Source organism: Stenotrophomonas sp. Sm2128 (assembly GCF_030985535.1).
GTDB lineage: Bacteria > Pseudomonadota > Gammaproteobacteria > Xanthomonadales > Xanthomonadaceae > Stenotrophomonas > Stenotrophomonas maltophilia.
Genome location: NZ_JAPTFQ010000055.1, coordinates 1 through 24,902 on the forward strand (window position 1 = coordinate 1; position 24,902 = coordinate 24,902).

22 protein-coding genes and 1 pseudogene are annotated in these 24,902 nt (G+C 68.1%); all 23 read right to left on the reverse strand.

The genetic code is table 11. The annotated features are described in order from the left end of the window. Positions 1-102 precede the first annotated feature (102 nt). Complete coding sequence (locus O0K41_RS15130; protein WP_005409520.1) at positions 103-2,094, reverse strand: chemotaxis protein CheA; 1,992 nt, start codon at positions 2,092-2,094, stop codon at positions 103-105. A 45-nt stretch (positions 2,095-2,139) separates the two neighbouring features. Continuing rightward, positions 2,140-2,505, reverse strand: a complete 366-nt coding sequence (locus O0K41_RS15135; RefSeq protein WP_005409521.1) for a response regulator — start codon at positions 2,503-2,505, stop codon at positions 2,140-2,142. Then, entirely contained in the window at positions 2,502-2,810 is a 309-nt protein-coding gene (locus O0K41_RS15140) for an STAS domain-containing protein (RefSeq protein WP_005409522.1), read from the reverse strand. The genes O0K41_RS15135 and O0K41_RS15140 overlap by 4 nt, the downstream gene beginning before the upstream one ends. A 286-nt stretch (positions 2,811-3,096) precedes the next feature. Then, a complete protein-coding gene (locus O0K41_RS15145) occupies positions 3,097-4,311 on the reverse strand; it encodes a chemotaxis protein CheW (protein ID WP_164221931.1) in 1,215 nt (404 codons plus the stop codon). Beyond that, a complete protein-coding gene (locus tag O0K41_RS15150; protein ID WP_012480096.1) occupies positions 4,308-5,090 on the reverse strand; it encodes a ParA family protein in 783 nt (260 codons plus the stop codon). The genes O0K41_RS15145 and O0K41_RS15150 overlap by 4 nt, the downstream gene beginning before the upstream one ends. 175 nt (positions 5,091-5,265) lie before the next feature. Next, positions 5,266-6,111, reverse strand: a pseudogene (gene motD, locus O0K41_RS15155) (flagellar motor protein MotD); the annotation flags it as partial. A 1-nt stretch (position 6,112) separates the two neighbouring features. Then, on the reverse strand, positions 6,113-6,853 hold the full coding sequence (locus O0K41_RS15160) for a flagellar motor protein (protein ID WP_005409527.1): 741 nt from the start codon (positions 6,851-6,853) through the stop codon (positions 6,113-6,115). Between the two features lie 101 nt (positions 6,854-6,954). Beyond that, on the reverse strand, positions 6,955-8,784 hold the full coding sequence (locus O0K41_RS15165; RefSeq protein ID WP_099604697.1) for a chemotaxis protein CheA: 1,830 nt from the start codon (positions 8,782-8,784) through the stop codon (positions 6,955-6,957). Positions 8,785-8,786: 2 nt separating this feature from the next. Beyond that, on the reverse strand, positions 8,787-9,392 hold the full coding sequence (locus O0K41_RS15170) for a protein phosphatase CheZ (protein ID WP_010482455.1): 606 nt from the start codon (positions 9,390-9,392) through the stop codon (positions 8,787-8,789). Further along, complete coding sequence (gene cheY, locus O0K41_RS15175) at positions 9,392-9,784, reverse strand: chemotaxis response regulator CheY (protein ID WP_005413247.1); 393 nt, start codon at positions 9,782-9,784, stop codon at positions 9,392-9,394. The genes O0K41_RS15170 and cheY overlap by 1 nt, the downstream gene beginning before the upstream one ends. A 57-nt stretch (positions 9,785-9,841) precedes the next feature. Beyond that, on the reverse strand, positions 9,842-10,585 hold the full coding sequence (locus tag O0K41_RS15180; protein WP_005413248.1) for an RNA polymerase sigma factor FliA: 744 nt from the start codon (positions 10,583-10,585) through the stop codon (positions 9,842-9,844). Continuing rightward, positions 10,582-11,469: a P-loop NTPase gene (locus O0K41_RS15185; protein ID WP_005409532.1), complete on the reverse strand. Its 888-nt coding sequence runs from the start codon at positions 11,467-11,469 to the stop codon at positions 10,582-10,584. Before O0K41_RS15185 ends, O0K41_RS15180 begins: the two co-directional genes overlap by 4 nt. Beyond that, the gene (gene flhF / locus O0K41_RS15190) at positions 11,456-13,072 is read right to left on the reverse strand and encodes a flagellar biosynthesis protein FlhF (protein ID WP_058980013.1); all 1,617 of its coding nucleotides are present in this window, start codon (positions 13,070-13,072) and stop codon (positions 11,456-11,458) included. The genes O0K41_RS15185 and flhF overlap by 14 nt, the downstream gene beginning before the upstream one ends. 145 nt (positions 13,073-13,217) lie before the next feature. Continuing rightward, positions 13,218-15,278, reverse strand: a complete 2,061-nt coding sequence (flhA, locus tag O0K41_RS15195; protein ID WP_169449112.1) for a flagellar biosynthesis protein FlhA — start codon at positions 15,276-15,278, stop codon at positions 13,218-13,220. Between the two features lie 44 nt (positions 15,279-15,322). Then, positions 15,323-16,453, reverse strand: a complete 1,131-nt coding sequence (flhB, locus tag O0K41_RS15200) for a flagellar biosynthesis protein FlhB (RefSeq protein ID WP_049448926.1) — start codon at positions 16,451-16,453, stop codon at positions 15,323-15,325. Between the two features lie 84 nt (positions 16,454-16,537). Next, a complete protein-coding gene (locus tag O0K41_RS15205) occupies positions 16,538-18,787 on the reverse strand; it encodes a CocE/NonD family hydrolase (RefSeq protein ID WP_164221929.1) in 2,250 nt (749 codons plus the stop codon). A gap of 116 nt (positions 18,788-18,903) precedes the next feature. Continuing rightward, positions 18,904-21,039: a bifunctional diguanylate cyclase/phosphodiesterase gene (locus O0K41_RS15210; RefSeq protein ID WP_088610808.1), complete on the reverse strand. Its 2,136-nt coding sequence runs from the start codon at positions 21,037-21,039 to the stop codon at positions 18,904-18,906. A gap of 164 nt (positions 21,040-21,203) precedes the next feature. Further along, positions 21,204-21,995 (reverse strand): flagellar biosynthetic protein FliR, encoded by a 792-nt coding sequence (gene fliR, locus O0K41_RS15215; RefSeq protein WP_005409539.1) that lies wholly within the window; start codon positions 21,993-21,995, stop codon positions 21,204-21,206. Positions 21,996-22,008: 13 nt separating this feature from the next. Further along, positions 22,009-22,278, reverse strand: coding sequence for a flagellar biosynthetic protein FliQ (locus tag O0K41_RS15220; protein WP_005413254.1), 270 nt, complete (start codon positions 22,276-22,278; stop codon positions 22,009-22,011). Positions 22,279-22,360: 82 nt separating this feature from the next. Further along, complete coding sequence (gene fliP / locus O0K41_RS15225; RefSeq protein ID WP_005409541.1) at positions 22,361-23,140, reverse strand: flagellar type III secretion system pore protein FliP; 780 nt, start codon at positions 23,138-23,140, stop codon at positions 22,361-22,363. A gap of 1 nt (position 23,141) precedes the next feature. Continuing rightward, positions 23,142-23,561 (reverse strand): flagellar biosynthetic protein FliO, encoded by a 420-nt coding sequence (fliO, locus tag O0K41_RS15230; RefSeq protein WP_005409542.1) that lies wholly within the window; start codon positions 23,559-23,561, stop codon positions 23,142-23,144. After that, positions 23,558-23,893, reverse strand: a complete 336-nt coding sequence (fliN, locus tag O0K41_RS15235; protein WP_005409543.1) for a flagellar motor switch protein FliN — start codon at positions 23,891-23,893, stop codon at positions 23,558-23,560. The genes fliO and fliN overlap by 4 nt, the downstream gene beginning before the upstream one ends. Continuing rightward, the gene (gene fliM / locus O0K41_RS15240; RefSeq protein WP_005409544.1) at positions 23,890-24,894 is read right to left on the reverse strand and encodes a flagellar motor switch protein FliM; all 1,005 of its coding nucleotides are present in this window, start codon (positions 24,892-24,894) and stop codon (positions 23,890-23,892) included. The genes fliN and fliM overlap by 4 nt, the downstream gene beginning before the upstream one ends. Positions 24,895-24,902 lie beyond the last annotated feature (8 nt).

Here is a 24,902-nt window from a genome sequence, read left to right on the forward strand (position 1 = left end):
TCCCTTTCCTGCGGAAAGGGATCCGACCCCCTTGGCAGAGCGCGCACAAACAAAAACCGCCGCCCCGAAGGGCGGCGGTCCAGTACACGCATGCAGCGTGGATCAGGCGGCCTGCGGCATCCGCAACGAGCGCACCAGTCCGCCGATGTCGACGATCAACGCGACGCGGCCGTCGCCAAGGATGGTGGCACCGGACACCCCGCCGATACGGCGGTAGTTGTTCTCGATGTTCTTCACCACCACCTGCTGCTGGCCGACCAGTTCATCCACTTCCAGTGCGATCTTCTGGCCATCGCCTTCGACCACGACCACCAGCGATTCACTGCCCGGCGCACGGTTGCCGTAGCCGTAGTACTCGCTCAGCGAGAGGATCGGCAGGTACTCGCCACGTACGCGCAGCACGCGGCCTTCGCCGGCCATGCTGCGGATGTCCTCGGCCTGCGGCTGCAACGCCTCAAGCACATAGGCCAGCGGCAGGATCAGGGTTTCGCCGGCAACCGCCACGGTCATGCCGTCGAGGATGGCCAGGGTCAGCGGCAGGCGGATCAGCGTGCGGGTGCCAGTACCCAGGCTGCTTTCGATCTGGACCTCACCGCCCAGTGCCTGGATGTTGCGGCGAACCACGTCCATGCCGACGCCACGCCCGGACAGGTCGGTGACCGCATCGGCAGTGGAGAAGCCTGGCTGGAAGATCAGGTCCCAGACCTGCGAATCGGTCGGGTTGTCCGGTACGGCCAGGCCGCGTTCGGTGGCCTTGGCCAGGATCTTGGCGCGATCCAGGCCGCGGCCGTCGTCGCTCACTTCAATGACGATATGGCCGCCCTGGTGCGAAGCGGCCAGGGTGATCGTGCCGGTTTCGTCCTTGCCCGCGCCGCGACGCACGTCGGGCATTTCCAGGCCGTGGTCGATCGAGTTGCGCACCAGGTGCACCAGTGGATCGGCGATCTTCTCGATCAGCCCCTTGTCCAGCTCGGTGCCCTCGCCGACGGTGCGCAGGCGCACCTGCTTGCCGAGGCGGCTGGACAGGTCGCGGACCAGGCGCGGGAAGCGGCGGAACACCGCGTCGACCGGCAGCATGCGCACGCCGATCACCGCTTCCTGCAGATCGCGGGTGTTGCGTTCCAGCTGGTCCAGGCCGGCGAACAGGCTCTCGGCGTGGACCGGGTCCAGCGCGTGCGAGACCTGCTTGAGCATGGCCTGGGTGATGACCAGTTCGCCGACCAGGTTGATCAGCGCATCGACCTTGTCGACGCTGACGCGGATCGACGTTTCGGCTTCCTGGGTGGCAGCACCGCCGGCGGCAGGCGCAGCAGGCGCTGCCGGCACGACGGCAGCAGGTGTGGAAGGGGATGCAGCAACGGGCGCCTGAGTTGCCAGGCTCGGCGGCGCTGCCGGACGGATGTCCAGCTCGCAGTCGTCCAGCACCCAGGCGAAGGTGTCTTCGATCTTGCTGCGCGGCACCTTGCCGACCAGGCCCAGGTCCCACGCCAGGTGGGCCTCGAGCGGGTCGAGCTGGGCGAAGCCCGGCAGGCGTTCCATGCGCGCGGCCACCTGCAGCGAGCCGAGGTGTTCCAGTTCGCGGATGATGCGCAACGGGTCGTTGCCGCTCATGAACAGCGAGGGTGCCGGGGTGAACCCGATCTGCCAGGCTTCCGGCGTATCGTCCACCTTGGCTGCGGCAGCGGCCGGCGCGCTCGGTGCGGCCTGGCCGGAGAGAACGGCTTCGAGGCGCGCCTTCACTGCGGCGACCGCCGCGGGGTCTGCGGCCTGGCCATGTTCGGCTTCGCGCAGCAGGGCGCGCAGTACATCCACCGAGGACAGCATGGCATCGACGGCATGGCCTTCCAGGGCCCGCTTGCCGGCACGCAGCTCATCGAGCAGCGTTTCCAGCACGTGGGTCAGGCCGGCGATGGCATCGAAGCCGAAGGTGCCGGCGCCGCCCTTGATCGAGTGGGCGGCGCGGAACACCGAATTGATGATCTCCGCGTCCTGCTGCCCCGATTCCAGGGCCAGCAGGCCAGCCTCCATCGCGTCGAGGCCTTCGCGGCTCTCCTCGAAGAAGGTGGCGTGGAAGCGTTGCAGGTCCATGCTCATGGCAGTGGTGGTCCGGAAGCGAAGAAGGGGAGCGGTGCGGGGCGATCAGCCCAGCACTTTCTGCACGGTGGCGACCAGCTGTTCCGGATTGAACGGCTTGACCAGCCAGCCGGTGGCACCGGCGGCCTTGCCTTCGGACTTCTTGTCGGCGGCCGATTCGGTGGTCAGCATCAGCAACGGGGTGAACTTGTAGTCCGGCAGCTGGCGCAGTTCGCGGATCAGCGCGATGCCGTCCATGTTCGGCATGTTGACGTCGGTGACCACCGCGTTGAAGCGCTGGCCCTTGGCGCGACCGAGCGCGACCGCGCCGTCTTCGGCTTCTTCGACGGCAAAACCGGCCGAGGTGAGGGCGAAGGAAACCATCTGGCGCATCGACGCCGAATCGTCCACCACCAAGATACGTGCGCTCATGCAGCGTTCTCCACAGATTTCAGGTTGTCATGGGTTACGTCCAGGCCCAGGGCCTGGGTGACGCCCAGCAGGCGCGCGGCGTCACGGAAGGTTGCGGTGCAACCGTGGAAGCCGGTGCCCAGGCCTGCCTCGCGGCGGGCCTGCACGAATGCACACAGCACCTGCACGGCGGCCGTGTGGATGCGGGCGACCTGGCTTGCATCCAGGGTCAGCTCGCCTGCCTGCGCCACCAGCGGGGCGAGGCGGTTCTTGAGCTCGGTGCTGCTCTCGATGCCGAGATCCTCACCCAGTTCGACAGTGCTCATCGTTGCTCCGGACAAACGGTTCCGTGATCCATAACGGCACCCCGGCGGGGTTCTTTAGAGGAATCGACGCGGTGCGTCGGTGCGGTCGCAGCTGAAAAGGGGACGGAGGGGATCAAGTCGCAAGCGACCTGGCTCTACTGCAGCCCCCTCGGCAACGGCGACCGCGCAGTGGGGACGTAAGGTGTTGATCCAACGGATCAACTCCTTGCGTCCCCGACAGGTACCGCGTCGGCGCAAAGCGCCGAGCCACTTGCGACTTAATCCCCTCCGTCCCCTTTTTTCCAGATCAACTCAACAGCCGTGTGGCGTCCAGCAGGATCATCGGGCGCTGGCTGACCCGGGCGACGCCGCGGAACAGATCATTGGAGATCTGGCAGATGCGGGCGGTATCCGGGGGTTCGATCTGTGAATCGGTGAGGTTGGCGACATCTTCCACTGCCGACACGCGCAGGCCGATGGTCTCGCCGTCCTCTTCCAGCACCACGATGCGGGTCAGGGCATCGTCTTCTGCCGCTGCGGCGCCGAGGTGCAGGCCGAGGTCCATCACCGGCACCACCTGGCCACGCAGGTTCATGATCCCGAGCATCGCCGGTGCCGTGCCACGCAACGGCAGCAGTGGCACCGGCAACACCACTTCCTGCACTTTCAGCAGTTCCAGCGCATAGGCCTGAGTCCCGCAGCGCAGGCGCAGCCAGCGCGAGGTGCGCTCGCCGGCGCGGCGGTTCTGCGGGTGCGGACTGCTGGCGGGCTGGTGCGCCTGCGCCTGCAGCTCCTGCCAGGTACCGGGACGGTTGGTGGCCTGGGCATCCAGGGCGACGCGGGGCGGCGGCGCGGCGGCAGCACGCGCGGCCGGGGCGGGCGCGGGTGCAGGGCGCGGTGCCGGGGGCGCAACCACGGCCGGTGGCGGCGTGGGGACATCCTCGCCACCAGCAGCGGCTTCGAACGCAGCCTGCAGACCGGGGCTGTCAGTGTGGGCGAGCTGATGGCTGTCGGCCGCGTCGGTCTCGTAGATCACTTCGTCGGGCAGGTCGTCCCAGGTGGGCTCCGGGCCGGCCTTGGCCGGGGCCGTCTCGTGGATCACCTCGTCAGGCAGGTCATCCCAGGTCGGTTCGCGCTCGGGAGCGGCGACCGGCATTGCGGCGGCCTCGAAGGCGGCTTCCAGTGCTGCGTCGTCCTGTGCAGGGGCAACGGCAACAGCGTCCGTCTCATAGATCACTTCAGCGGGCAGATCGTCCCAGGTGGGCTCGCGCTCGGCCGTTGTGGCCGCCTCGAAGGCGGCTTCGAGCGTGGCGTTGTCCACGGCAGGCTCCGCGGCGACGGTGTCGGTTTCGTAGATCACCTCGGCCGGCAGGTCATCCCAGGTCGGCTCGCGTTCCGGTTCCGATGTGCTGTCCGGAGCCGGGGCGGCGCTGTCCGGCGTTGGCAGCACGACGGCCGCCGGGGCGATCGCTTCGCCCAGCAGTTCGTCCAGGTAGTCGTCCAGTACGCCGGTGCTGTTCATGCGGCCTGCTCCAGGGCACGGGCATCCTCAACGAGGATCCAGTTCAGTGCGCGGCGATAGGCGGCCAGGCCGCGGCCCGGGTAGTCCTCACCAACGCTGGGCAGGGTCAGGCCTGCGGCATTGCTGATGCGGGTGTCGATCGGAATGGCGTCTTCCCAGACGCGGGTGCCGTGGCGATCCTGCATCGTGCGCAGCGACTCGTTGCCGGCGCGGGTGCGGCGGTCGAACAGGGTCGGCAGGATCGAGATCGGCAGCGGGCGGCGGCGCGAGCGCTCGACCATCTCGCCGGTGCGGACCATGCCGTCCAGGCCATGCAGGGCCAGCGGCTCGGCCTGGGTGGGAATGATCAGGCGGTCGGCAGCGGCCAGTGCGTTGATCATCAACAGGCCAAGGGTGGGGGCACAGTCCAGCAGGATGTAGTCGTGCTGGCCCTGGTGACGCGCCAGTGCGTTCTGCAGGGCCAGGCCGAGGCCGGGCTGGTTGGCGCTGCGGCGCTCCAGCGTGGCCAGCGCCGACTGCGCGCAGACGTAGTCCAGGCCGTGGATGCTGCTGGCATGGCACAGGCTGGAAAGATCGGCCGGCGGGGCGCCGAACAGTTCCAGCACGCCCGCCGGCGGCGGATCCACCGGCACGCCGAAGGCGCGGCTGAGCGAGGCATGCGGATCGAGGTCGATCAGCAGCACGCGATGGCCAAGCGCGGCCAGGCCGCGGCCGAGGGCGAGGGTGGTGGTGGTCTTGCCGACTCCGCCCTTCTGGTTGGCGACTGCCCAGATGCGCATCGGTTTACTCCTTCATTGCCGGGGGAACGGCGGCGCCGACGCGGCTGCCAGCCGGCACCGGCGGCAACTTCACCGGTGCGATGGGGGAGGTGGGGGCGGTGGCCGGAGTTGCGGCGGCCTGTTCGGTGGTGCTGTCGTCGACGGCGCCGGTGGCCGCATTGAGGCGCTGGCCAAGCGGATCCACCGAATGCGAGGTGTCGGCCAGGATGATGACCATCACCCGGCGGTTGCGGTTGCGCCCCTGCGCGCTGTCGTTCTCTTCGCGCGGACGGAACTGGCCATAGCCAACCATCGCCAGCCGTGATGGCTGCACGCCCTGGTCGGCGAACAGGTGCACCACGCTGGCGGCGCGTCCGGCCGACAGTTCCCAGTTCGAAGGGAAGGTGGCGGTGGCGATCGGCACGTTGTCGGTATGGCCTTCCACGCGCACGCTGTTGGGCACGTCACGCAGCACCTCGGCCAGGCTGGCCAGCGTCTGCCGTGCATGCACGTCCAGCGCGGCCGAGCCGGTGGGGAACAGGATGTCGCTGTTGATCTCCACTTCGATCCACAACTCGGTGCGGCGCACGCTGATCATGCCGCGGTCGATCAGCGGCGCCAGTGCGGCGGTGAGGCGGTCGGCGATGCTGTTGAGCTGGCGCTCGGCACGGGCGATCTGTTCCTGGTTGTGCACGGAGACCGGCATGCGCATCTGCGAGGCCATCGACGGCAGCAGGGTCGGGTCGTGCGACGGCGCGGGCGCGGAGGGGCCGATCTTGGTGCCGGACTTGATCACCGAGGGGCTGTCCCAGCCGCCACCCTGCACCTGCTTGTTACCCACCTGCACCGGGTTGATGGTGCGCGGTGCGCCGCCGAAGGCATCGGTGAGCGCGTCGGCCATGATCCGGTACTTGCCCTCGTTGACCGAGGAGATCGCGTACATGACCACGAAGAAGGCGAGCAGCAACGTCATCAGGTCGGCATAGGGGATCGCCCATGCTTCATGGTTGGCGTGCTCTTCGTGGTGCTTGCGGCGGGCCATGTCAGTGCAGGAAGCCGGAGAGGTTGGTTTCGATGTTGCGTGGGTTCTCGCCCTGGGCGATCGAAATCAGGCCTTCAATGACCATTTCGCGGTCGCGGGTGTTGTGCGAGATCACGCTCTTGAGCTTGGCGGCGATCGGCAGGAACAGCAAATTGGCCGAGGCGATGCCGTAGATGGTGGCGGTGAACGCGGCGGCGATGCCGTGGCCGAGTTTGCTCGGGTCGGCCAGGTTCTTCATCACCGCGATCAGGCCGAGAACGGCACCGATGATGCCGAGCGTGGGCGCGTAGATGCCCATCGCTTCGAAGACCTTGGCGCCGGCCTGGTCCTGGTGCTCCTGGCTGCCCAGTTCGATCTCCAGCATGTGACGCATCGATTCGGGTTCAACGCCGTCCACCAGCAGCTGCAGGCCCTTGCGCAGGAACGGGTCCTGCTGCGCTTCCACCTGCGATTCCAGGCCCAGCAGGCCCTGGCGGCGGGCGATGTTGCTCCACTCGACGATCTGCTGGATCAGTTCGCGGCGATCGCTGTGCGGCGGGCGCACGACCCAGCGCACGATCTTGAACGCATGCTTGAACACCGCCGGTGAGGTGTGAAGCAGGATCGCGGCAACGGTACCGACGATGACGATCACGAACGCCGCAGGCGACCACAGCGACGCCAGGCCGGCGCCCTTGAGGATGCTGCCACCGACCAGCGAGGCCAGGGCGAGAAAGAGTCCAATGAGGCTGAGTCTATCCATGGTTCCGGTATCGGCTTGTATGAATGGGACTTGAGACACCGGGAGAATGCGTACAGACGGTAGTCACAGTTTTCGGGTCGCCGGGCCTTGCCCGGCGGCGTTCAGCGTATGCCGTCCACGTCCAGGATCAGTGCCATGCGACCATCGCCGATCAACGTTGCACCGGCATAACCGCGCAGGCCGCGCAGGGCTTTTGGCAGTGGCTTGATGACCACTTCCTCGCGCCCGCGCACCTGGTCCACGACCAGGCCGAAACGCGCTTCGCCGGCCTGCAGCACCACGATGGTCAGCAGGGTTGACGCGGCCGGCGTCACATCCAGCCACTGGCGCAGGTCGACCAGCGGCAGGGTGTGCGAGCGGCGATCAAGCACGGCGCGGCCATCGAACCAGCCCAGCGAGGTGCGCGGCGCGTGCAGCACTTCCATCACGCGTGCCAGCGGTAGCGCGTAGACGTCCTCGCCGGCCTGCACCAGCAGGGTCGGCAGGATCGCGAGGGTGAGCGGCACGCGGATCAGGAAGCGGCTGCCACGACCCAGTTCCGACTGGATCTGGATCTGGCCGCTCAGTTCGCGGATGCGCGACTGCACCACGTCCATGCCGACGCCACGGCCGGAGATGTCGGTGACCTGCTGCTTGGTCGAGAAGCCGGGCAGGAACACCAGGTGCAGGCATTCCTCGCTGCTCAGGCGGGCGGCGGCTTCCGGATCGATCAGGCCTTTCTCACGCGCCTTCGCGCGCAGCTTCTCCGGGTCGATGCCGGCGCCATCGTCCTGCACCTCGATGCTGACGTAGTCACCTTCCTGCTGCGCCGACAGGCGTACATGGCCCATCCGCGGCTTGCCTTGTGCTTCGCGCAGGTCGGGCATTTCCACGCCATGGTCGATGGCGTTGCGGACCAGGTGCACCAGCGGATCGGCCAGTGCTTCGACCAGGTTGCGGTCGAGTTCGGTTTCGGCGCCGACCAGCTCCAGGTCCACTTCCTTCTTCAGCGAGCGGGCGACGTCGCGGGCGACCTTGGGGAAGCGCGAGAACACCTTGCCCACCGGCTGCATGCGGGTACGCATCACCGCCGACTGCAGGCGGGCAGTGGCGATGTCCAGCGTCGATACGGCGCGGTCCAGCTCCTCGTCGCGCAGGCGTGCACGCAGGGTCTTCAGGCGGTTGCGGGAAAGCACCAGTTCGCCGATCAGGTTGACGATCGCATCCAGGCGCTTGGTGTCCACGCGCACGGTGTGCTCGGCCTCGGCCATCGGCTTGGCCGCCGGCTTGGCGGCGGGCGCCGGTACGGGCGCCGGGCGCGGTGCAGCGGCAGGTGCCGCCGCGACGGTGGCAGCAGGCTTCGCGCCTGGCGCAGCGCCGCCGTGCAGCTGGTCCAGCAGCGCTTCGAACTCGTCTTCGCTGATCAGGCCGTCGTCGGCCTTCCTGGGCGGCGCGACCGCGGTCGGTGCGTTGCCGCCATGCAGCTGGTCGAGCAGGGCCTCGAATTCGTCGTCGGTGATCAGGTCGCTGCCGGCTGCCGCAGGCGCGGCCGCAGCGACCGGCGCGGCAGTGCCACCGTTCATGTCGAACTGCGCGATCAGGTCCGGCGGCGCATAGCCTGGCTCGGTGCCGGAGGACACGGCGTCCAGCATCGACTGCAGGTAGTCCAGCGATTGCTGGGCGGCGTCGAAGTGGTGGGCCTGCAGCACCGCCTGCCCGGCACGCGCGATGCCCAGGGCCTCTTCAGCGGCGTGGCACAGTTCGACCATCGCGGTGACGCCAAGGAAGCCGGCACCGCCCTTGAGCGTGTGGTATCCACGGAACACCGCGTTGAGCTGCTCGGTGTCCTGCGGTGCCTGCTCCAGCGACACCAGCTGTTCGCCCAGGCGATCCAGGATTTCCTGTGCCTCGATGATGAAATCGGCAGTGATGTCGTCGGATACCGCGCTCATGCTTACAGCCCCAGATCCGACAACAGGTCGTCGGCGTCGTTCTGCGAGACCGCGTGGCGGTCCAGTCCCTTCAGTGCCGGCCCGGCCAGTTCCGGGTCGGTGCGATGCTGTTCCGGCGGCAGGCCGAGTGCGCCGAAGCCCTCGTGCACGCGGCGGACGATGCCGACCACGCGACGGATGATCTGCCCGGTCAGGTCCTGGTAGCTCTGGGTCAGGGCGATCTCGGTCAGGTTGTGGCGGATGCGCTCGAGCTGCGCGTCCTGGCCCGGCTGCAGGCCTTCAGCACGCAGCTGTTCGGTCAGGCTGCGGCATTCCTCGGCCAGGTCCAGGGTGCGGTGCGTGGCCTGTTCGGTCATGGCCACCACGTGGTCCAGGCGTGCGCAGGCGTCGTCCAGCTCACCGGCCTCGCTGGGCACGGTCGGCAGCTCACCCAGTGCCTGCCCCAGCTCGCGGGCCAGCCGCGAGAGGCCGCTCATCATCGGCTGCGTACGCAGCGCGACCAGTCCGTCGATGCGCTGCCGCCAAGCGGCCTCGTCACCGGACTCGAGTGCGTCCAGGGCTTCCTGCAGGCGCAGGGCGAGGGCGCTCTTGTCGACCGTGGTATCCATCAGGCGCTGGCCGCCAGGCGTTCGAAGATCTTGCCGAGCTTCTCTTCCAGCGTCTGCGCAGTGAACGGCTTGATGATGTAGCCGTTCACGCCGTTCTGGGCGGCTTCGATGATCTGTTCGCGCTTGGCTTCGGCGGTGACCATCAGCACTGGCAGGGTCTTCAGCTTGGCATCGGCACGGATCGCCTTCAGCAGCTCGATGCCGGTCATCACCGGCATGTTCCAGTCGGTGACCACGAAATCGAACGGCTGGCTCTGCAGCAGCGACAGCGCGGCATGCCCGTCCTCGGCTTCGGCGGTATTGGTGAAGCCCAGATCGCCCAGCAGGTTCTTGACGATCCGACGCATGGTCGAGAAGTCATCGACGATCAGGATGCGCATGTTCTTGTTCAAAGCAGAGTTCCTTTGTTGTTCATTCCGGGCGGCCGGGGGCAGCCGCCTCGGGCATGTTCATTCTTCCAGGCCGGCGTCCGCCGCCTCGAAAATCTTGAGCCGGCCACGCAGGCGCAGCACCGCCTGGCCGTGGATCTGGCAGACCCGCGACTCGCTCACGCCGAGCACCGCGCCGATCTCCTTCAGGTTCAGTTCCTGCTCGTAGTAGAGCGAGAGCACCAGCTGTTCGCGCTCGGGCAGGTGGCCGATGGCCTTGCCCAGCTCACGGCCGAATTCACCACGCTCCAGCACCTGCTGCGGGGTCGGGCCGCCCTGGGCGACGGTGTCCAGCTCGCCCTGGTCCTCGATGCGCGACTCCAGGCTCAGCACCTGGCCACGTGCGGCGTCCTCCATCAACCGCAGGTATTCGGGCAGCGGCATCTCCATCGCGGCGGCCACCTCGGTGGCGCTGGCGGCGCGGCCGCTGCTCTGTTCCAGGCGGCGGATGGTGGCGGCGGCATCGCGGGCACGGCGGTGCACCGAGCGCGGCACCCAGTCGCCACGGCGGATCTCGTCGATCATCGAACCGCGGATGCGGATCGAGGCATAGGTCTCGAACGAGGCGCCCTGGTCGGCGTCGTAGCTGCGCGACGCTTCGATCAGGCCCATCATGCCGGCCTGGATCAGGTCGTCCACTTCAACGCTGGCCGGCAACCGCGCGGCCAGGTGGTGGGCGATGCGCCGCACCAGGTCCGAATGCTGGGCGATGACCTCGTTGGCCGCCGAGCGCTGGACTTCCCTGTACTGGGCTGCGCCTTTCATGCGGCCACCCCGCGCTGCTTGAGGATGCGCTCGAGGAAGAACTCGACGCCGCCACGCGGTTCGGTCGGCGCCTGCCAGCGTGCGGTGCGACGCGCGATCTCGGTGATCGCCAGCGCGGCCGGGCTGGACGGGTAGGCCTTCACCACCGGCTGCTGGCGCTGCACCGACAGGCGCAGCCAGTCGTCCTGCGGCACGCAGCCCAGGTAGTTCAGCGAGACATCGGCGAGGAACTTCTCGCAGACGCGGGTCAGCTTTTCGTACAGCACGCGGCCCTCGTTGGGGTCGCGCACCATGTTGGCCACTACCTGGATGCGGTCCACGCCGCGTTCGCGAGAAAGCACCTTGATCAGCGCGTAGGCGTCGGTGATCGAGGCCGGCTCGTCACAGACCACCACCACGGTGTCCTGCGCGGCCTGGCAGAAGGTCAGCACGCCGTCGGTGATGCCTGCGGCGGTGTCCACCACCATGATGTCCAGTTCGCGTTCCAGCTCGGAGAACACGTTGACCAGGCCGACGTGCTCGGCCGGGGCCAGCTCGGCCATGTGCCGGCGGCCGGACGCGGCCGGCACCACCAGCACGCCGTTCGGGCCTTCGACGATGACGTCGTCCAGCGAGCAGCGGCCGGCGACCAGGTCGGCCAGCGTGAAGGTCGGGTTCAGCCCCAGGATCACGTCGATGTTGGCCAGGCCCAGGTCGGCGTCCAGCAGCAGCGTGCGCTTGCCCATGCCGGCCAGTGCCACCGCCAGGTTGGCGGACACATTCGTCTTGCCCACGCCGCCCTTGCCGCCAGTGACGGCAATGGTGCGCACAGGGCCGAGCGGCTCGCTGCGGGTGGCCGACAGCGGGAAGGTCTTGGTCAGCTTGGCGTACTCACGCGACGGCATGGTTCAACTCCGGGTTGCAGGGCATATCGGCCGCGCGGCGCAAATCTTCAAGGCGAAGTACGAGATTGGCCGCACTGGCCCGGTGCAGGTCCTCCGGAACGTCCTGGCCATCGGTCACCCAGGTGATCGGGAGGGCGTGGTCCACGGCCACCGACAGGGCGTTGCCGAAGCGGCCGGTCTCGTCCAGCTTGCTCAGCACCAGGCCCTGCAGGTTGGCGGCGCCGAAGCGGCGGACCACCTCGTCCATGTCGCCGAAGCTGGTGTTGGCCGGCAGCACCAGCAGGGTGCGTACCTGCCGGGCGGCGCGCAGCCACTGCAGCTGCGCGGCCAGCGCGCGGTCGCGCGGGCCCAGGCCGGCGGTGTCGATCAGCACCAGCTTGTAGTCCTTCAGGCGTTCCAGCAGCTGGTCCAGGTCGGTGCCGCTGTTGGCCTCGTGCACCGCGATGCCGAGCTGGCGGCCGTAGCCGTACAGCTGCTCGCGGGCGCCGATGCGGGTGGTGTCGGTGGTCACCAGGGCCACGTCGCGCGGCGCATGCTTCTCGGCGAAGCGCGAGGCCAGCTTGGCGATGGTGGTGGTCTTGCCGGCGCCGGTCGGGCCGACCAGGGCGATCACGCCGCCTTCTTCCAGCGGGTCGACCGGGGCGATCGGCAGCTTGCGCGAGATCAGCCCCAGCATCAGGCCGCGGCCACGATGGGCTTCGGTCTCCAGCGGGATCTGCATGGCCACGTCGCGGGCCAGCCCGGCGTCGAAACCGTACTCGTCCATCAGGTCCAGCGCGGTGGCGCGCACCGGGCTGCCACGCAGGCGCTCGTCGGTGAAGCGGTTCATCTCGCGCTCGATCACCTGGCGCATGCCGGCCACTTCCTGGCGCAGCTGGCGGATCTCGGCGTCGTCCTGGGCAACCACGGTCAGCGTCGGTGCCGGGGCCAGCATGGGGGCCGGGCTGGCTTCGCCGGCGGCTTCGGCCGCTGCCGGTTCGCTGGCGGCGATCCCGAGCTGCGCTTCGGTCACGGCAGCGGTCGGCAGCGGCGGCGGCTGCACGGCCGGGGCCACGCTTTCGTGATGCATGTCGCGCGGCGGGTCGATCTGGAAGCGGGCGCGGTTGGCCGGCACGGTGGCGGCCGGTGCAACGATGGCCTCGGCGAACGGGGCGAAGCTCTGTTCGGGCAGCGCCGGTTCGTTGACGGCGGCGCGCGCCAGGGTGGCGGCGAAGCCAGTGCTGCCACGGGTCGGCACGATCTCGTCGGCGCTGTCCAGGGTACGGCCGGTGGCCCCAACGGCCGCACGGGCGAGGGCGGCCACGGCCGAGGTGGTGGCGGCGACCGGTTCCGGCGCGGGGGTGCTGCTGCGGCGGCGGGTGACCGCGGCGATCACCGCGTCAGCAGCGGTGCGCGGCTTGGGTGCCGGCGGCGGTGCGACATCACGGCGCGAGGCTTCCAGTGCACGCTGCACGGCGCTCTCGTCGTAGTTGGCCGCGGCGACGATCTCGACGCCTTCCTCGATCCGGCGGTTGGACAGGATCACGGCGTCAGGACCATGTTCCTTGCGCACCAGGTTCATGGCCGAGCGCATGTCGGCGGCGACGAATCGTTTGATTTTCATGCTGTGGTCACGGGACGAAGACGGCGGGGTGGCGGTCGGAGAACTCGGGTGGTCGGTGGTCTGCACGGTGCGGGTTCCCCTTGGTATCTGTCTGTTGCGTTGGTTCGAAGGTGGTGTCTGTTTTCTGGCGCATCGGTGGGCGGCGTCAGCTGATCGTTCCGACCAGCTTCAGGCGCTTGTCCTCCGGCACCTCGCTGTAGGCCAGGACCGACAACGACGGAACGCTGTGGCGGACCAGGCGCGCCAGCGCGGCGCGCACCGGGCCCGGTACCAGCACGACCGCCGGCTCGTTTCGCGCTTCCTGCTTGCTGACACATTCGGCCAGGCTCTGGTGCAGTCGCTCTGCGAGTCCGGGTTCCAGCGCGGCGCCGTTGCCCTGCGTGGACTCCTGCAAGACACGTTCCAATTGCGGGTTGAGGGTGAACACCGGCAGCTCCGCCGACATTCCGGCGATCTCCTGCACGATGAAGCGGCCCAGCGCGGTGCGTACGGCAGCGGTCAGCACCGCCGGGTCCTGGCTGCTGGGCGCGTGTTCGACCAGCGCCTCGGCGATCTTGCGCAGCTGGCGGATCGGGATGCGCTCCACCAGCAGGTTCTGCAGCACGCGCACCACCGCCGACAGCGGCAGCGCCTTCGGCGTCAGATCTTCGACGAGCTTGGGCGCGCTCTTGGCCAGGTTGGCCAGCAGGTGCTGCACTTCCTCGTGGCCGAGCAGTTCCGGCGCATGTTCGCGGATCAGGTGCGAGAGGTGGGTGGCCACCACGGTGGCCGGGTCGACCACGGTGTAGCCCAGCGTTTCAGCCTGGGCACGCTGGTGCGGCTGGATCCAGGTGGCATCCAGGCCGAACGCGGGATCCTTGCCGGCAATGCCCTCCAGGGTGCCCAGCGCGCTGCCCGGGTCCAGCGCCAGTTCGCGGTCGGGGTGGATCTCGGCGGTGGCCACCGGCACGCCGTGCACCAGCACGCGGTAGCCGTTGGCGGGCAGTTCCAGGTTGTCGCGGATATGCACCGACGGGATCAGGAAGCCGACGTCCTGGGTCAGCTTGCGGCGCACGCCCTTGATGCGCGCCATCAGTTCGCCGCCCTGGTTGCTGTCCACCAGCGGGATCAGCCGGTAGCCGACCTCCAGGCCCAGCGGATCGACCGGGCGCAGTTCGTCCCAGCTCAGTTCGGCGGTCGGCGCAGGTGCCGCCGGGCGGCCGAGTGCGTTGAGTGCGGCCGCGTCATTGCCGGCGGCTGCCGGGTCGGTGGCTGCGGCCTTGCCCTTGCGGTAGACCTTCCAGGCGATGAAGCCGAGGATCGCGGCCAGCGTCAGGAAAGCGACGTTGGGCATGCCCGGCACCAGGCCGACCACGCCGATGATGCCGGCGGTGATCGCCAGCGCGCGGTACTGGCCGAACACCTGGCCGGTCATCGCCTGGGCCATGTCCTGCGAGCGCGAGGCGCGGGTCACCAGCATCGCCACCGCGCTGGAGACCAGCAGGGCCGGCAGCTGCGCCACCAGGCCGTCACCGATGGACAGCAGGGTGTAGGTGGCAGCGGCTTCGCCGAACGGCATGCCATGCTGCAGCACGCCCACGGCCAGGCCGCCGAGCATGTTGATGAACAGGATCAGGATGCCGGCGATGGCGTCACCGCGGATGAACTTGCTGGCGCCGTCCATCGCGCCGTAGAAGTCGGCTTCCTCGCGCACTTCCTCGCGCCGCAGCTTGGCTTCTTCACGCGTCAGCAAACCGGCGTTGAGGTCGGCGTCGATCGCCATCTGCTTGCCGGGCATTGCGTCCAGGATGAAGCGCGCGGTCACTTCCGAGACGCGGCCGGCGCCCTTGGTGATCACCACGAAGTTGATGATGGTCAGGATCGCGAACACCACGATGCCGACCGCATAGTTGCCGCCGATCACGAATTCGCCGAAGGCGGCGATGACCTTGCCCGCGGCATCGTGGCCGTTCTGGCCGTTGAGCAGGATCACGCGGGTGGACGCCACGTTCAGCGCCAGCCGCAGCATGGTGGTGATCAGCAGCACGATCGGGAAGATGGTGAAGTCCAGCGGGCGCTTCACGTAGACCACCGCCAGCAGCACCATCAGCGAGATGGCGATGTTGAAGGTGAACAGAGCGTCGAGCACCGGCGCGGCCAGCGGCACCACGACCATGGCCAGCAGGGCCAGCACGATCAGCGGCGCGCCAAGGCCCTGGCGGATCATTTCCAGGGCACGGCGGGTGTTGAATCCGGTGGAGGGCTGGGCGCTCACGGGCGGCCTCCCTTGCCGAATTCATCCACCTGGATGTGCGGGGCGTCCGGCATCGGGCCAGTGCGCCAGGCGCGCAGCTGGTAGACGTAGGACAGGACCTGGGCGACGGCCGAATACAGTCTCACGGGGATTTCCTTTCCGAGTTGGCCTTCCCGATACAAGGCGCGTGCCAAAGGCGGGGCGGAGACGATCGCGACCTTGTTGCCGTCGGCCACCTCACGGATGCGCAGGGCGGTCTCATCCACGCCCAGGGCGACCACGGTGGGAGCATTCATGGTCCCACCCTCGTACTTCAGGGCCACCGCGTAGTGCGTCGGGTTGACCACCACCACGTCGGCGGTGGGCACTGCCTCCATCATCCGGCGGTTGGCCATCTGCTGCTGCAGCTGGCGGATGCGGCCCTTCACCTCGGGGCTGCCCTCGCTCTCCTTCATTTCCCGGCGCAGCTCTTCACGGGTCATCTTCAGCTTGCGCATCCAGTTCCAGCGCTGGTACGGCGCATCGATGGCGGCCAGCACCAGCATCGCGCCGGCGGTGGCCAGCAGCAGGCGCAGGGTGAAGCCGAGCCCGTCGGTGATGGCGGTCTCCAGCGGGTGGTGGATCAGCCCGCGCAGGGTGTCGAAGCCGGTCCAGACCACCAGTCCGGCGGCCACACCGACGAACGCCACGCGCAGCAGCGATTTGGTGAACTCGGCAATGGCCTCGGGGCCATAGAGGCGCTTGAGCCCGCTCATCGGGTTCATGCGGTTGATGTCGGGCAGCAACGCCTTCTGCGACCAGCGCAGGCCGCCCATCACCAGCGGGGCGACGAAGCTGGCCAGCAGGCAGACCAGCACCAGCGGTGCGATCACCAGCATGAACTGCAGCAGCAGGTCGCCGAAGTGGCCGAACAGTTCCTTCGGGTTCTGCCGCAGGCCCTGTTCCGGGCTGAGCGCCTGCTTCATCCAGGCACTGGCGCCACGGCCGATCGAGCCGCTCATGGCCATCACCGCCAGCACGCCGGCACCGAACACGGCGGCGGTGCCAAGTTCGCGCGAGCGCGGCAGGTTGCCTTGTTCACGGGCGTCGCGCAGGCGTTTTTCGGTAGGTTGTTCGGTCTTTTCGCCGGCGGATTCGTTCTCGGACATCACAGGCACTGCGGCAGGGGATGCCGGGGTGCGTGCAAGAAGTGTTCCGTGATGGGCCGTTGCCTATCCACGCATGGTATGGATCTACTGTAGGGAGTCGCTGGCGGGGCGCAGGGGAATCGTCAGAACACTGTCGCTGTGCCAATCCACCTGCAGCGGGGTGCCCGCATCAGCGGCCGATTCGTCGCTGACATCGCGGCCGCTGCCGTGGTTGACCTGGTGCATGGCGTCCTTCAGCACGTCTACCTTCACCAGCAGGCGGCTGCCGGCAGCCAGGCGGCGGGCGACCATGCGCGTGCGATCGAAGGGCAGGTGGGTCCATTGGCCGGGCTGCAGCAACTGGCGCGTGCCCGGGTCACGCACGTGGCTGGCCCGGCCCATGTAATAGGACAGCTGCATCCGGTGTCCATCGGCCATCAGCTCGTACAGGGTGACGGTGAAATCGAAGTCGCGCTTGTTGATCCGCACCTTCAGGTCGCCGGAGAAGCTGCCCACCAGATCCATCGGTCCGGTGAAGGGTTCCGAGACATAGGCCAGCGCGGTGTCGGCTTCATCCTGTGCTGCGACGATGGGGAACGGGTAGTAGCCGTGCCGCATTTCGTTGCGGTCGGCCATGTCCACGGTCTGCTCCAGCTGGCCCGGCGCTGGCGGCTGTTCCTGCAGGCGGTGATAGCCATCGGCGGAAGCGGGTGCGGCCGACAGGTGGTAGCGGTGGTGGGCACCCGCGGCGGCGTCCAGTGTTGCCGCATGCCCCCAGCGATTGGCGCCCGTCAGCTGGTAGTTCACGCGGTCAAGCACCAGCGCCGGGCGAGGGGCGCCGCGCAGCACATGGTCCAGCCACTGGAAGGTCAGTGCGGGCGTGTCGAACTGCGCGACGGCGTCCAGGTCGTATCCACGCAGCTGCATCGGCTTGAGCGCCGACTGCGCACCGCGATGGTCATAGGGGCCGATCAGCAGGGAGTGATCGGCATCGGGGCGGTGCCGCAGGTGGTCCTTGAAGTACTGCAGTGCCGAGATCTGGCCGTCGTCGTAGTAGCCGGTGATGGTCAGTACCGGGATGCGGATGTCGTCGAACTGATCGCCATAGGGAACCATCGACTGCCAGTAGGCGTCGTACGTGGGGTGATCGAGCCAGCGCTGCAGCCAGGGGTTGGATGTGCCGTCGATCTGGTCGATCTGCCGGTAAGGGCGGCCGGAGGCATACCAGCGGCGCGGCAGCTGCGACCAGCGCTCGTTCTGATCGTAGGTATCGTTGTCCAGCATCGGGCCATTGGCCACATAGAACGCCCAACCGTAGTTGGCACTCAGGAACACGTTGTTCTCCATCGGCAGGCCCTGGCCGGGGATGGCGGCAACGTAGGGCACGATGGTCTTCAGTGCGGGATGGTGATGGCGCGCTGCTGCCCAGGCGGTAAAGCCCTCGTAGCTGCCGCCATACATGGCGACCCGGCCATCGTTCCATGGCTGGTGGCTGATCCAGTCGATGGCCGCATTGGCGTCCTCGCCGTCATGTTCGTAGGGAGCGATGGTGCCCGTGCCCTGGCCCTTGCCGCGCGCATCGACCACGATGCCGGCGTAGCCATGCGCGGCGGCCAGCAGCATCTTCTGCCGATTCTTGGGTGGATCGGTGTAGATGGTGAACAGCATGGCCGCAGGCAGGGGCACCGATGCGGCGCGAGGGCGGGCCAGCTGCGCCGACAGCACGACGCCATCGCCAACGGGGATGCGCAATGCGTCGTCGATGGCGAAGCGGCGCTGCTCTTCCGCCGCGACCAGCGGAGGGGCCAGGGCAGCGGCCAGGGTCTGCGCACGCAGTACCGCCCGCAGGCGCAGCAGTTCCAGGGCGACAGCCTCGGCAATGGTCGTCGCCCCCGCCTGTGCCGCGACGGCCTGCTCCAGCTGGGCGCGCACCGGGGCTGGCTCAACCGAGAGTGCGGCACCGGCCTGCACCGCGGCAACGTCGTCGAGGGCGGCGAAGGTGGCGTGGAAGGCGCGCGCATACTCCGCTGCGTCCTGCTCGCCGGCGGTGACGAGCAGCAGCATCGGTACCCAGCGTTGCACTGCTGCGGTATCACCTTCGCCTGAAAGCGATGCGCGTGCCTGCTGGATCGATCGCCGCGCTTCGGCCGTCTGGCCCGCCGCCACCAACGCGTGGCCGCGCTGTACATCGGTCAGGCTGGGCGACTTCAGCACGCCCTTGCCAAGGGCCTGCAGGGCAGCGTCGACCTGGGCCGGGGAAGCATCGGCTGGCAATGACCACGGCAGATCAGCGGCGTTGGCGTGGCCAACAGCAAGGGCCAGCAACAGGCCAGCAAGGGGGGTGCGTAGGGCCACGGGCGCTTCCTTGGATGACGGTGGAACGGCGCATCCACGCGTGGCGTGGATCTACCGAAGGCCAACCAATGGTAGCGCCGGGCCGTGCCCGGCGGGAGCCGAGCGCAGGCTCGGCGCTACCGGGGCGCGTTGTCGCTGGGCGGTGGGCTCTGCGCCAGTTCCACCCGCGGCCGGGGCAGGTCGTGCAGCTGCATGAAGCGCGCCGCATCGACCGGCCGTCCCAGCAGGTAGCCCTGCAGGTAGTCGCAGCCCAGGCGCTCCAGGTAGGCGCGCTGGGCGGCGGTCTCCACGCCCTCGGCGACGATGTCCATGTCCAGCGCATGGCCCAGCGCCACGATCGCCGAGACGATCACCACGTCCTCTGCACTGTGTTCCAGGTCGCGCACGAACGCATGGTCGATCTTGATCTCGGTGGCTGGCAGCCGCTTCAGGTACAGCAGGCTGGAATAGCCGGTGCCGAAGTCATCGATGGAGATGCCTACGCCCAGCGCCGACAGCGCCTGCAGCAGGCGCAGGCTGGTGTCGGTATCGCGCATCACCGTGCTTTCGGTGATTTCCAGCACCAGGTGGCGCGGGGCGATGTTGTGGCGTTCGATCACCGCGCGCACATCCTGCAGCAGGTGCGGCGAACTGAACTGCACCGGCGACAGGTTCACCGACATCGACCAGCCTTCGTGACCGGCATCGTGCCAGCGCCGCAGCTGCAGGCAGGCCTGGTCCAGCGCCCAGCGCCCGATCTCGTTGATCGCGCCGCTGCGCTCGGCCAGGCGGATGAACCGATCGGGCGGAATCAGGCCATGCTCCGGATGGTGCCAGCGGATCAACGCTTCGGCACCGGCCACCTTCTGCGTGGCCACGCGGATCTTGGGCTGGTAGTGCAGGAACAACTGCTCGCTGCCGATGGCCCGGCGCAGGTCGGCCAGCAGCCGGAACTGTTGTTCGGCGCTGTCATTCATCCAGTCGGCGAACAGCACGAAGGCGTTGCGCCCGGATTCCTTGGCCTGGTACATCGCCGCGTCGGCAAAGGCCATCAGCTGCCGCTCGCTGGCGGCGTGATCCGGGCAGATCGCCACGCCGATGCTGGCGGTTACCTGCAGTTCGTTGTCCGGCAGCAGCGGTCCACTGCCGACCGCCTGCAGGATGCGCCGGGCGAGGGTTGGCAGATCCTCATCGTGCTCGATGCGCACCACCAGCACGAACTCATCGCCGCCCAGGCGCGCCAGCATGTCATGCGGGCGGAGCAGCTGGCGGGTGCGCTCGGCCACCGCCACCAGCAGTGCGTCACCCGCCTGGTGGCCATAGGCGTCGTTGACCTGCTTGAAGCCGTCCAGGTCCATGAACATCACCGCGAAGCGGCTGCCGCCCTGTTCGGCCTCGGCCAGTGCCTGCACGATGCGGCGCTGCAACAGCAGGCGGTTGGGCAGGCGGGTGAGCGGATCATGCAGTGCGGCCTGGGTCAGTTCCTGCTGCGCGTCGGTCAGCGAGGTACTCAGCATGGAATTGCGCAGCCGCAGCAGCTGCGCCTCCACCCGCTGGTCCAGCCAGGACACCACCAGCACCACCGCGAGGATCGCGACCGTCAGCACCACTACCAGCATCGCCAGCCACTCGTTCTGCAGGCCATCGCCGACCGCCGCGCCGCAGATGCTGCCTTCCGGAAAGCGTGCGGCGGCCATGCCGGTGTAGTGCATGCCAACGATGGCCAGCCCGAGCAGGCCAGCGGCTGCCAGGCGATCACCGATGCGGGTGCGCTGCGCGCGCAGGCGGAATGCCACATACAACGCAGTCCACGAGGCGGCCACCGCTACCATCAGCGAGAACAGCAGCCAGCCCGGGTCATAGTCGATGCCGGGTTGCATGCGCATCGCCGCCATGCCGACGTAGTGCATGCCGGCAATGCCGGTACCCATCAGCAATGCCCCGCCGGCCAGGCGTGGGTGCGGCAGGGTACGCAGCGAAACCAGCCACAGCGCGAACACCGATGAGGCGATGGCCAGGGCCAGGGAGAGCAGGGTGATCGGCAGGTCGTAGCCGAGCGGAATGGGCAGGTCGAAGGCGAGCATGCCGATGAAGTGCATCGACCAGATGCCCAGGCCCATGGCGAAGCCACCACCGAGGCGCCACCACCAGGCCGCGCCCTTGCCGGGTGCGGTGACCGTGCGCCCGGCCATCGCCAGCGCGGTGTATGAAGCCATCACGGCAACCAGCAACGAGATCGCCACCAGCCACGGGTTGTACGTGCCTACCAGCATTCGTCAGTCTCCCGGACCTGCCTGTCGACGGAAACCACGGCGGGGCATGCATGAGGCAGGCCGACGCAGGGCGGCGGCCACGTGCGGCATCCCCCCGGTTGCCGCGCATTCACTCTAGCGCGCAGACCCGGGGGAAGGGCAAGCGGTAAAACGTGATGATCGGGTCAGTGTGTGACCGCGTCCGCAGCCTGGAAGGCGGCATCGAACAGGCGCTGTACCGGCGGGCCCATTTCCCCGGCCAGCAGGGCCAGCAGGAACAGGCCCAGCAGCAGTGAGACCGGCAGGCCGAGCTGGATCGGATTCAGTGCCGGGGCAGCACGCGCCAGCACGCCGAAGGCGAGGTTCACCGCCAGCATCGCCACGGTCAGTGGAATGGCCAGGGTCAATGCGCCGCGCAGCACCGTCAGCAGGAAGGTCGGAGCGATGCTGAAGAAGGCGTGCGGGTCCGGCAGCGGGGCGCCGATCGGCAGCGCCCGGTAGCTGTCCACCACCAGCGAGATCAGCGCCAGATGGCCGTTGGCGGTGAAGAACAGCAGGCCGAATAGCAGGTAGAACCACTGCCCGATCACGCCGGAGGTGCCACCACGAAGCGGGTCGCTCATCTGCGCGAAGGCCAGGCCGGTGCCCTGGGCGATCAGTTCGCCGGCCATCGCGCCGGCCTCGAACACCAGCCGCAGCAGGAAGCCGATGGACACGCCGATGGCCAGCTCGCGGGCGATGGTCAGTACGGTGGCAGCATCGAAGCCGGTCCAGTCCGGAACCGGCGGCAGCAGCGGTGCCAACGCGATGGCAAGGGTACCGGCCAGGATCACGCGGATCCGTGCCGGCACCGCACGGGTGCCGACCATGGGCATGGCCATGGCCACCGCGCCGATGCGCAGCATGGTCCACAGCACGGTGCCGATCATGCCGAAGGCCTGCAGGCCGTCGGCAGCCATCTGGGTGGCGGCGTCCATCGAGGCGCGTGTCCTAGCCGATCAGGTGTGGAATGCGCTGGAACAGCAGCGTGGTGAATTCAACCAGGTGGCCGATCAGCAGGCTGCCCAGCGCGAACAGCACCGCGGTCAGTGCCGCCGCCTTGGCAACGAAGGCGATGGTCGGTTCGTTGAGCTGGGTCGCGGCCTGCACCACGCCCACCACCACGCCCACCACCAGCACGGTGAGCAGCAGCGGGCCGGCCACCCACAACACGGTGATCAGGCCGCCACGCAGTTCGGTCAAGGCAAGTTCGGGAGACATTCGGGGTCCATCTGCTTGTGTGGAGTCGAGCCGCGCTCGACTGTGCTTCTGTAGAGCCGAGCCATGCCCGACTGCCTCTCAATCACGCCGGATTGAAGCTCGCCGCCAACGTACCCACGGTCAGCACCCAGCCATCCACCAGCACGAACAGCAGGATCTTGAACGGTGCCGACACCAGCATCGGCGACAGCATCATCATGCCCATCGACATCAGCACGCTGGCCACGACCAGGTCGATGATCACGAACGGGATGAAGATCAGGAAGCCGATTTCGAAGGCGGTCTTCAGTTCGCTGGTGACGAACGATGCGACCAGTACCGGGAACGGGATCGCGTCGGGGCTGGCGTAGGTGCCGTGCCCGGCGATGCCGGCGAAGGTCATCAGGTCGGTCTCCCGGATCTGCGCCAGCATGAAGCCGCGCAACGGCGTGGTGGTCAGCGTCCAGGCGGTCTGGAAGTCGATCTCGCCGTTGAGGTACGGCGCCATGCCGGTGCTCCAGGCCTTGTCCCAGGTCGGCATCATCACCATCGCGGTGAGGAACAGGGCCAGGCCCAGCAGCACCTGGTTGGACGGCGTCTGCCCGGTACCCAGCGCCTGGCGCAGCAGGCCCAGCACGATGATGATGCGGGTGAACGAGGTCAGCACCAGCAACATCGACGGGATCAGGGTGATCGCCGTCATCAGCAGCAGGGTCTGCAGCGGCAGGCTGACCGGCGCACCTCCGATCTTGCCAACGTTGATGTCCGGCAGTGGCGTGGTCGGTGCGCCGGGTGCAGCGAAGGCCAGTGCCGGCAACAGGCACAGGGCGAGCATCAGCAGCCACGGCATCAGGGTGGCAAGACGGGTACGGGTGACACGCATGTCAGGGGTCCTTGCGCAGCCGCTGCTGCAGCAGCTGGGCGAAATTCGGAAGATTCTTGAAGTCCGGCACGCGCACGGGCGCGGGCGGCGGCAGCGGTTCGGGCAGGGTGTGCAGGGTGTTGATGCCGCCGGCGGTGACGCCCAGCAGCAGCTGCTGGCCGTTGACCTCGACCACCACCACGCGCTCCTTGGCACCGACACTCAGGCTGGCCACCACCTTCATGCCTTCGGCCGGGCGGAAACCACTGCCGGGCAGGCGCTTGAGCAGCCAGCCGAGGCCGATGACCAGCGCCAGCACTGCCAGCAGCGCCAGCACCGCGCCGAACAGGCTCGGTGCGGCGGCTGCGTGCTGGCCGATCTGCGGGCCGGCCGGAGCGGCGGTCTTGCCGACCGCCAGCAGGGTGGAGGCCAGCAGGCTCAACGCAGTCTCCGGATCCGCTCGCTCGGGCTGACCACATCGGTCAGGCGCACGCCGAAGCGGTCATTGATCACCACCACTTCGCCATGGGCGATCAGGGTGCCGTTGACGAACACATCCAGCGACTCGCCGGCACCACGTTCCAGTTCCACCACCGAACCCTGGTTGAGCTGCAGCAGGTTGCGGATCGGCAGGCGCGCGCGACCGACTTCCAGCGACAGCGTCACCGGTACGTCGAGGATCACGTCCAGGTTCAGGTCCGGGCCGTTCGCCTCATCGGCCTGCAGGCTGCTGAACTGGGCCGGAGTGGGTTCGAGGGCGTCGATATCGTTCATTGCGGGTCTTCCTGGATGACGGGTACGCGCGGGCGGGTGCCCGGCGGATGGGTAGCGGTGATCTTCACGGCGTTCATGCCGTTGGCGATGCCGAACTCGCCGGTGAACACCGGGATGTTCTCCACGCACACCGGCACCTGCGGGCTCAGCTCGATCGGCAGGATGTCGCCGACCTTCAGCTGGGTCAGGTCACGCAGGGTCATGCGCTTGCTGGCCAGTACGCTGGACAGGGTGACTTCGGCGATGTTGAGCTGTTCACGCAGGGTCTTGCCCCAGCTCTCGTCGCGGTCGTTGCGGTCGCTCTGGATGCCGGCGTCGAGCAGCTCGCGGATCGGCTCCAGCATCGAATACGGCAGGGTGACGTGGATGTCGCCACCGCCGCCATCGAGTTCGACGTGCAGGCGGCACACCACGACGTATTCGCGCGGCGTCACGATGTTGGCGAAGTGCGGGTTGATCTCCGAGTTGATGTACTCGAAGTCGACGTCCATCACCGGTGCCCAGGCCTCGCGCAGGTCGGCGAAGGTCTGCTTCAGCAGCAGGTGGATCACCCGCATTTCGGTGGCGGTGAACTCGCGGCCTTCGATGCGGGTGGGGTAGCGCCCGTCGCCACCGAAGAAGTTGTCGACGATGGCGAACACCAGGGTCGGCTCGAACACGATCAGGCCGGTACCGCGCAGCGGCTTGAAGCGGATCAGGTTCAGGTTGGTCGGCACATACAGCGAGTGCATGTAGTCGTTGAACTTGATCAGCTCGATGCCGCGCACCGACAGCTCGGCCGAGCGGCGGATCAGGTTGAACAGGCCGATCCGCCACAGGCGCGCGAAACGCTCGTGGACCATTTCCAGGGTTGGCATGCGACCGCGGATGATGCGGTCCTGGCTGGCGAAGTCGTACGAGCGCGCTTCGCCTGACGGCGGTTCCGGATCGGTTTCGACCGCGCCACTGTCCACGCCGTGGAGCAGGGCATCGATCTCGTCCTGGGACAACAGATCATTCATCGGTGGGC

Excerpts from the sequence above, each read along its gene's own strand:
- O0K41_RS15130 (WP_005409520.1), bottom strand. The coding sequence starts at position 2,094 with ATGAGCATGGACCTGCAACGCTTCCACGCCACCTTCTTCGAGGAGAGC.
- O0K41_RS15135 (WP_005409521.1), bottom strand. The coding sequence starts at position 2,505 with ATGAGCGCACGTATCTTGGTGGTGGACGATTCGGCGTCGATGCGCCAG.
- O0K41_RS15140 (WP_005409522.1), bottom strand. The coding sequence starts at position 2,810 with ATGAGCACTGTCGAACTGGGTGAGGATCTCGGCATCGAGAGCAGCACC.
- O0K41_RS15145 (WP_164221931.1), bottom strand. The coding sequence starts at position 4,311 with ATGAACAGCACCGGCGTACTGGACGACTACCTGGACGAACTGCTGGGC.
- O0K41_RS15150 (WP_012480096.1), bottom strand. The coding sequence starts at position 5,090 with ATGCGCATCTGGGCAGTCGCCAACCAGAAGGGCGGAGTCGGCAAGACC.
- O0K41_RS15160 (WP_005409527.1), bottom strand. The coding sequence starts at position 6,853 with ATGGATAGACTCAGCCTCATTGGACTCTTTCTCGCCCTGGCCTCGCTG.
- O0K41_RS15165 (WP_099604697.1), bottom strand. The coding sequence starts at position 8,784 with ATGAGCGCGGTATCCGACGACATCACTGCCGATTTCATCATCGAGGCA.
- O0K41_RS15170 (WP_010482455.1), bottom strand. The coding sequence starts at position 9,392 with ATGGATACCACGGTCGACAAGAGCGCCCTCGCCCTGCGCCTGCAGGAA.
- O0K41_RS15180 (WP_005413248.1), bottom strand. The coding sequence starts at position 10,585 with ATGAAAGGCGCAGCCCAGTACAGGGAAGTCCAGCGCTCGGCGGCCAAC.
- O0K41_RS15185 (WP_005409532.1), bottom strand. The coding sequence starts at position 11,469 with ATGCCGTCGCGTGAGTACGCCAAGCTGACCAAGACCTTCCCGCTGTCG.
- flhF (WP_058980013.1), bottom strand. The coding sequence starts at position 13,072 with ATGAAAATCAAACGATTCGTCGCCGCCGACATGCGCTCGGCCATGAAC.
- flhA (WP_169449112.1), bottom strand. The coding sequence starts at position 15,278 with ATGATCCGCCAGGGCCTTGGCGCGCCGCTGATCGTGCTGGCCCTGCTG.
- flhB (WP_049448926.1), bottom strand. The coding sequence starts at position 16,453 with ATGTCCGAGAACGAATCCGCCGGCGAAAAGACCGAACAACCTACCGAA.
- O0K41_RS15210 (WP_088610808.1), bottom strand. The coding sequence starts at position 21,039 with ATGCTGGTAGGCACGTACAACCCGTGGCTGGTGGCGATCTCGTTGCTG.
- fliR (WP_005409539.1), bottom strand. The coding sequence starts at position 21,995 with ATGGACGCCGCCACCCAGATGGCTGCCGACGGCCTGCAGGCCTTCGGC.
- O0K41_RS15220 (WP_005413254.1), bottom strand. The coding sequence starts at position 22,278 with ATGTCTCCCGAACTTGCCTTGACCGAACTGCGTGGCGGCCTGATCACC.
- fliP (WP_005409541.1), bottom strand. The coding sequence starts at position 23,140 with ATGCGTGTCACCCGTACCCGTCTTGCCACCCTGATGCCGTGGCTGCTG.
- fliN (WP_005409543.1), bottom strand. The coding sequence starts at position 23,893 with ATGAACGATATCGACGCCCTCGAACCCACTCCGGCCCAGTTCAGCAGC.
- fliM (WP_005409544.1), bottom strand. The coding sequence starts at position 24,894 with ATGAATGATCTGTTGTCCCAGGACGAGATCGATGCCCTGCTCCACGGC.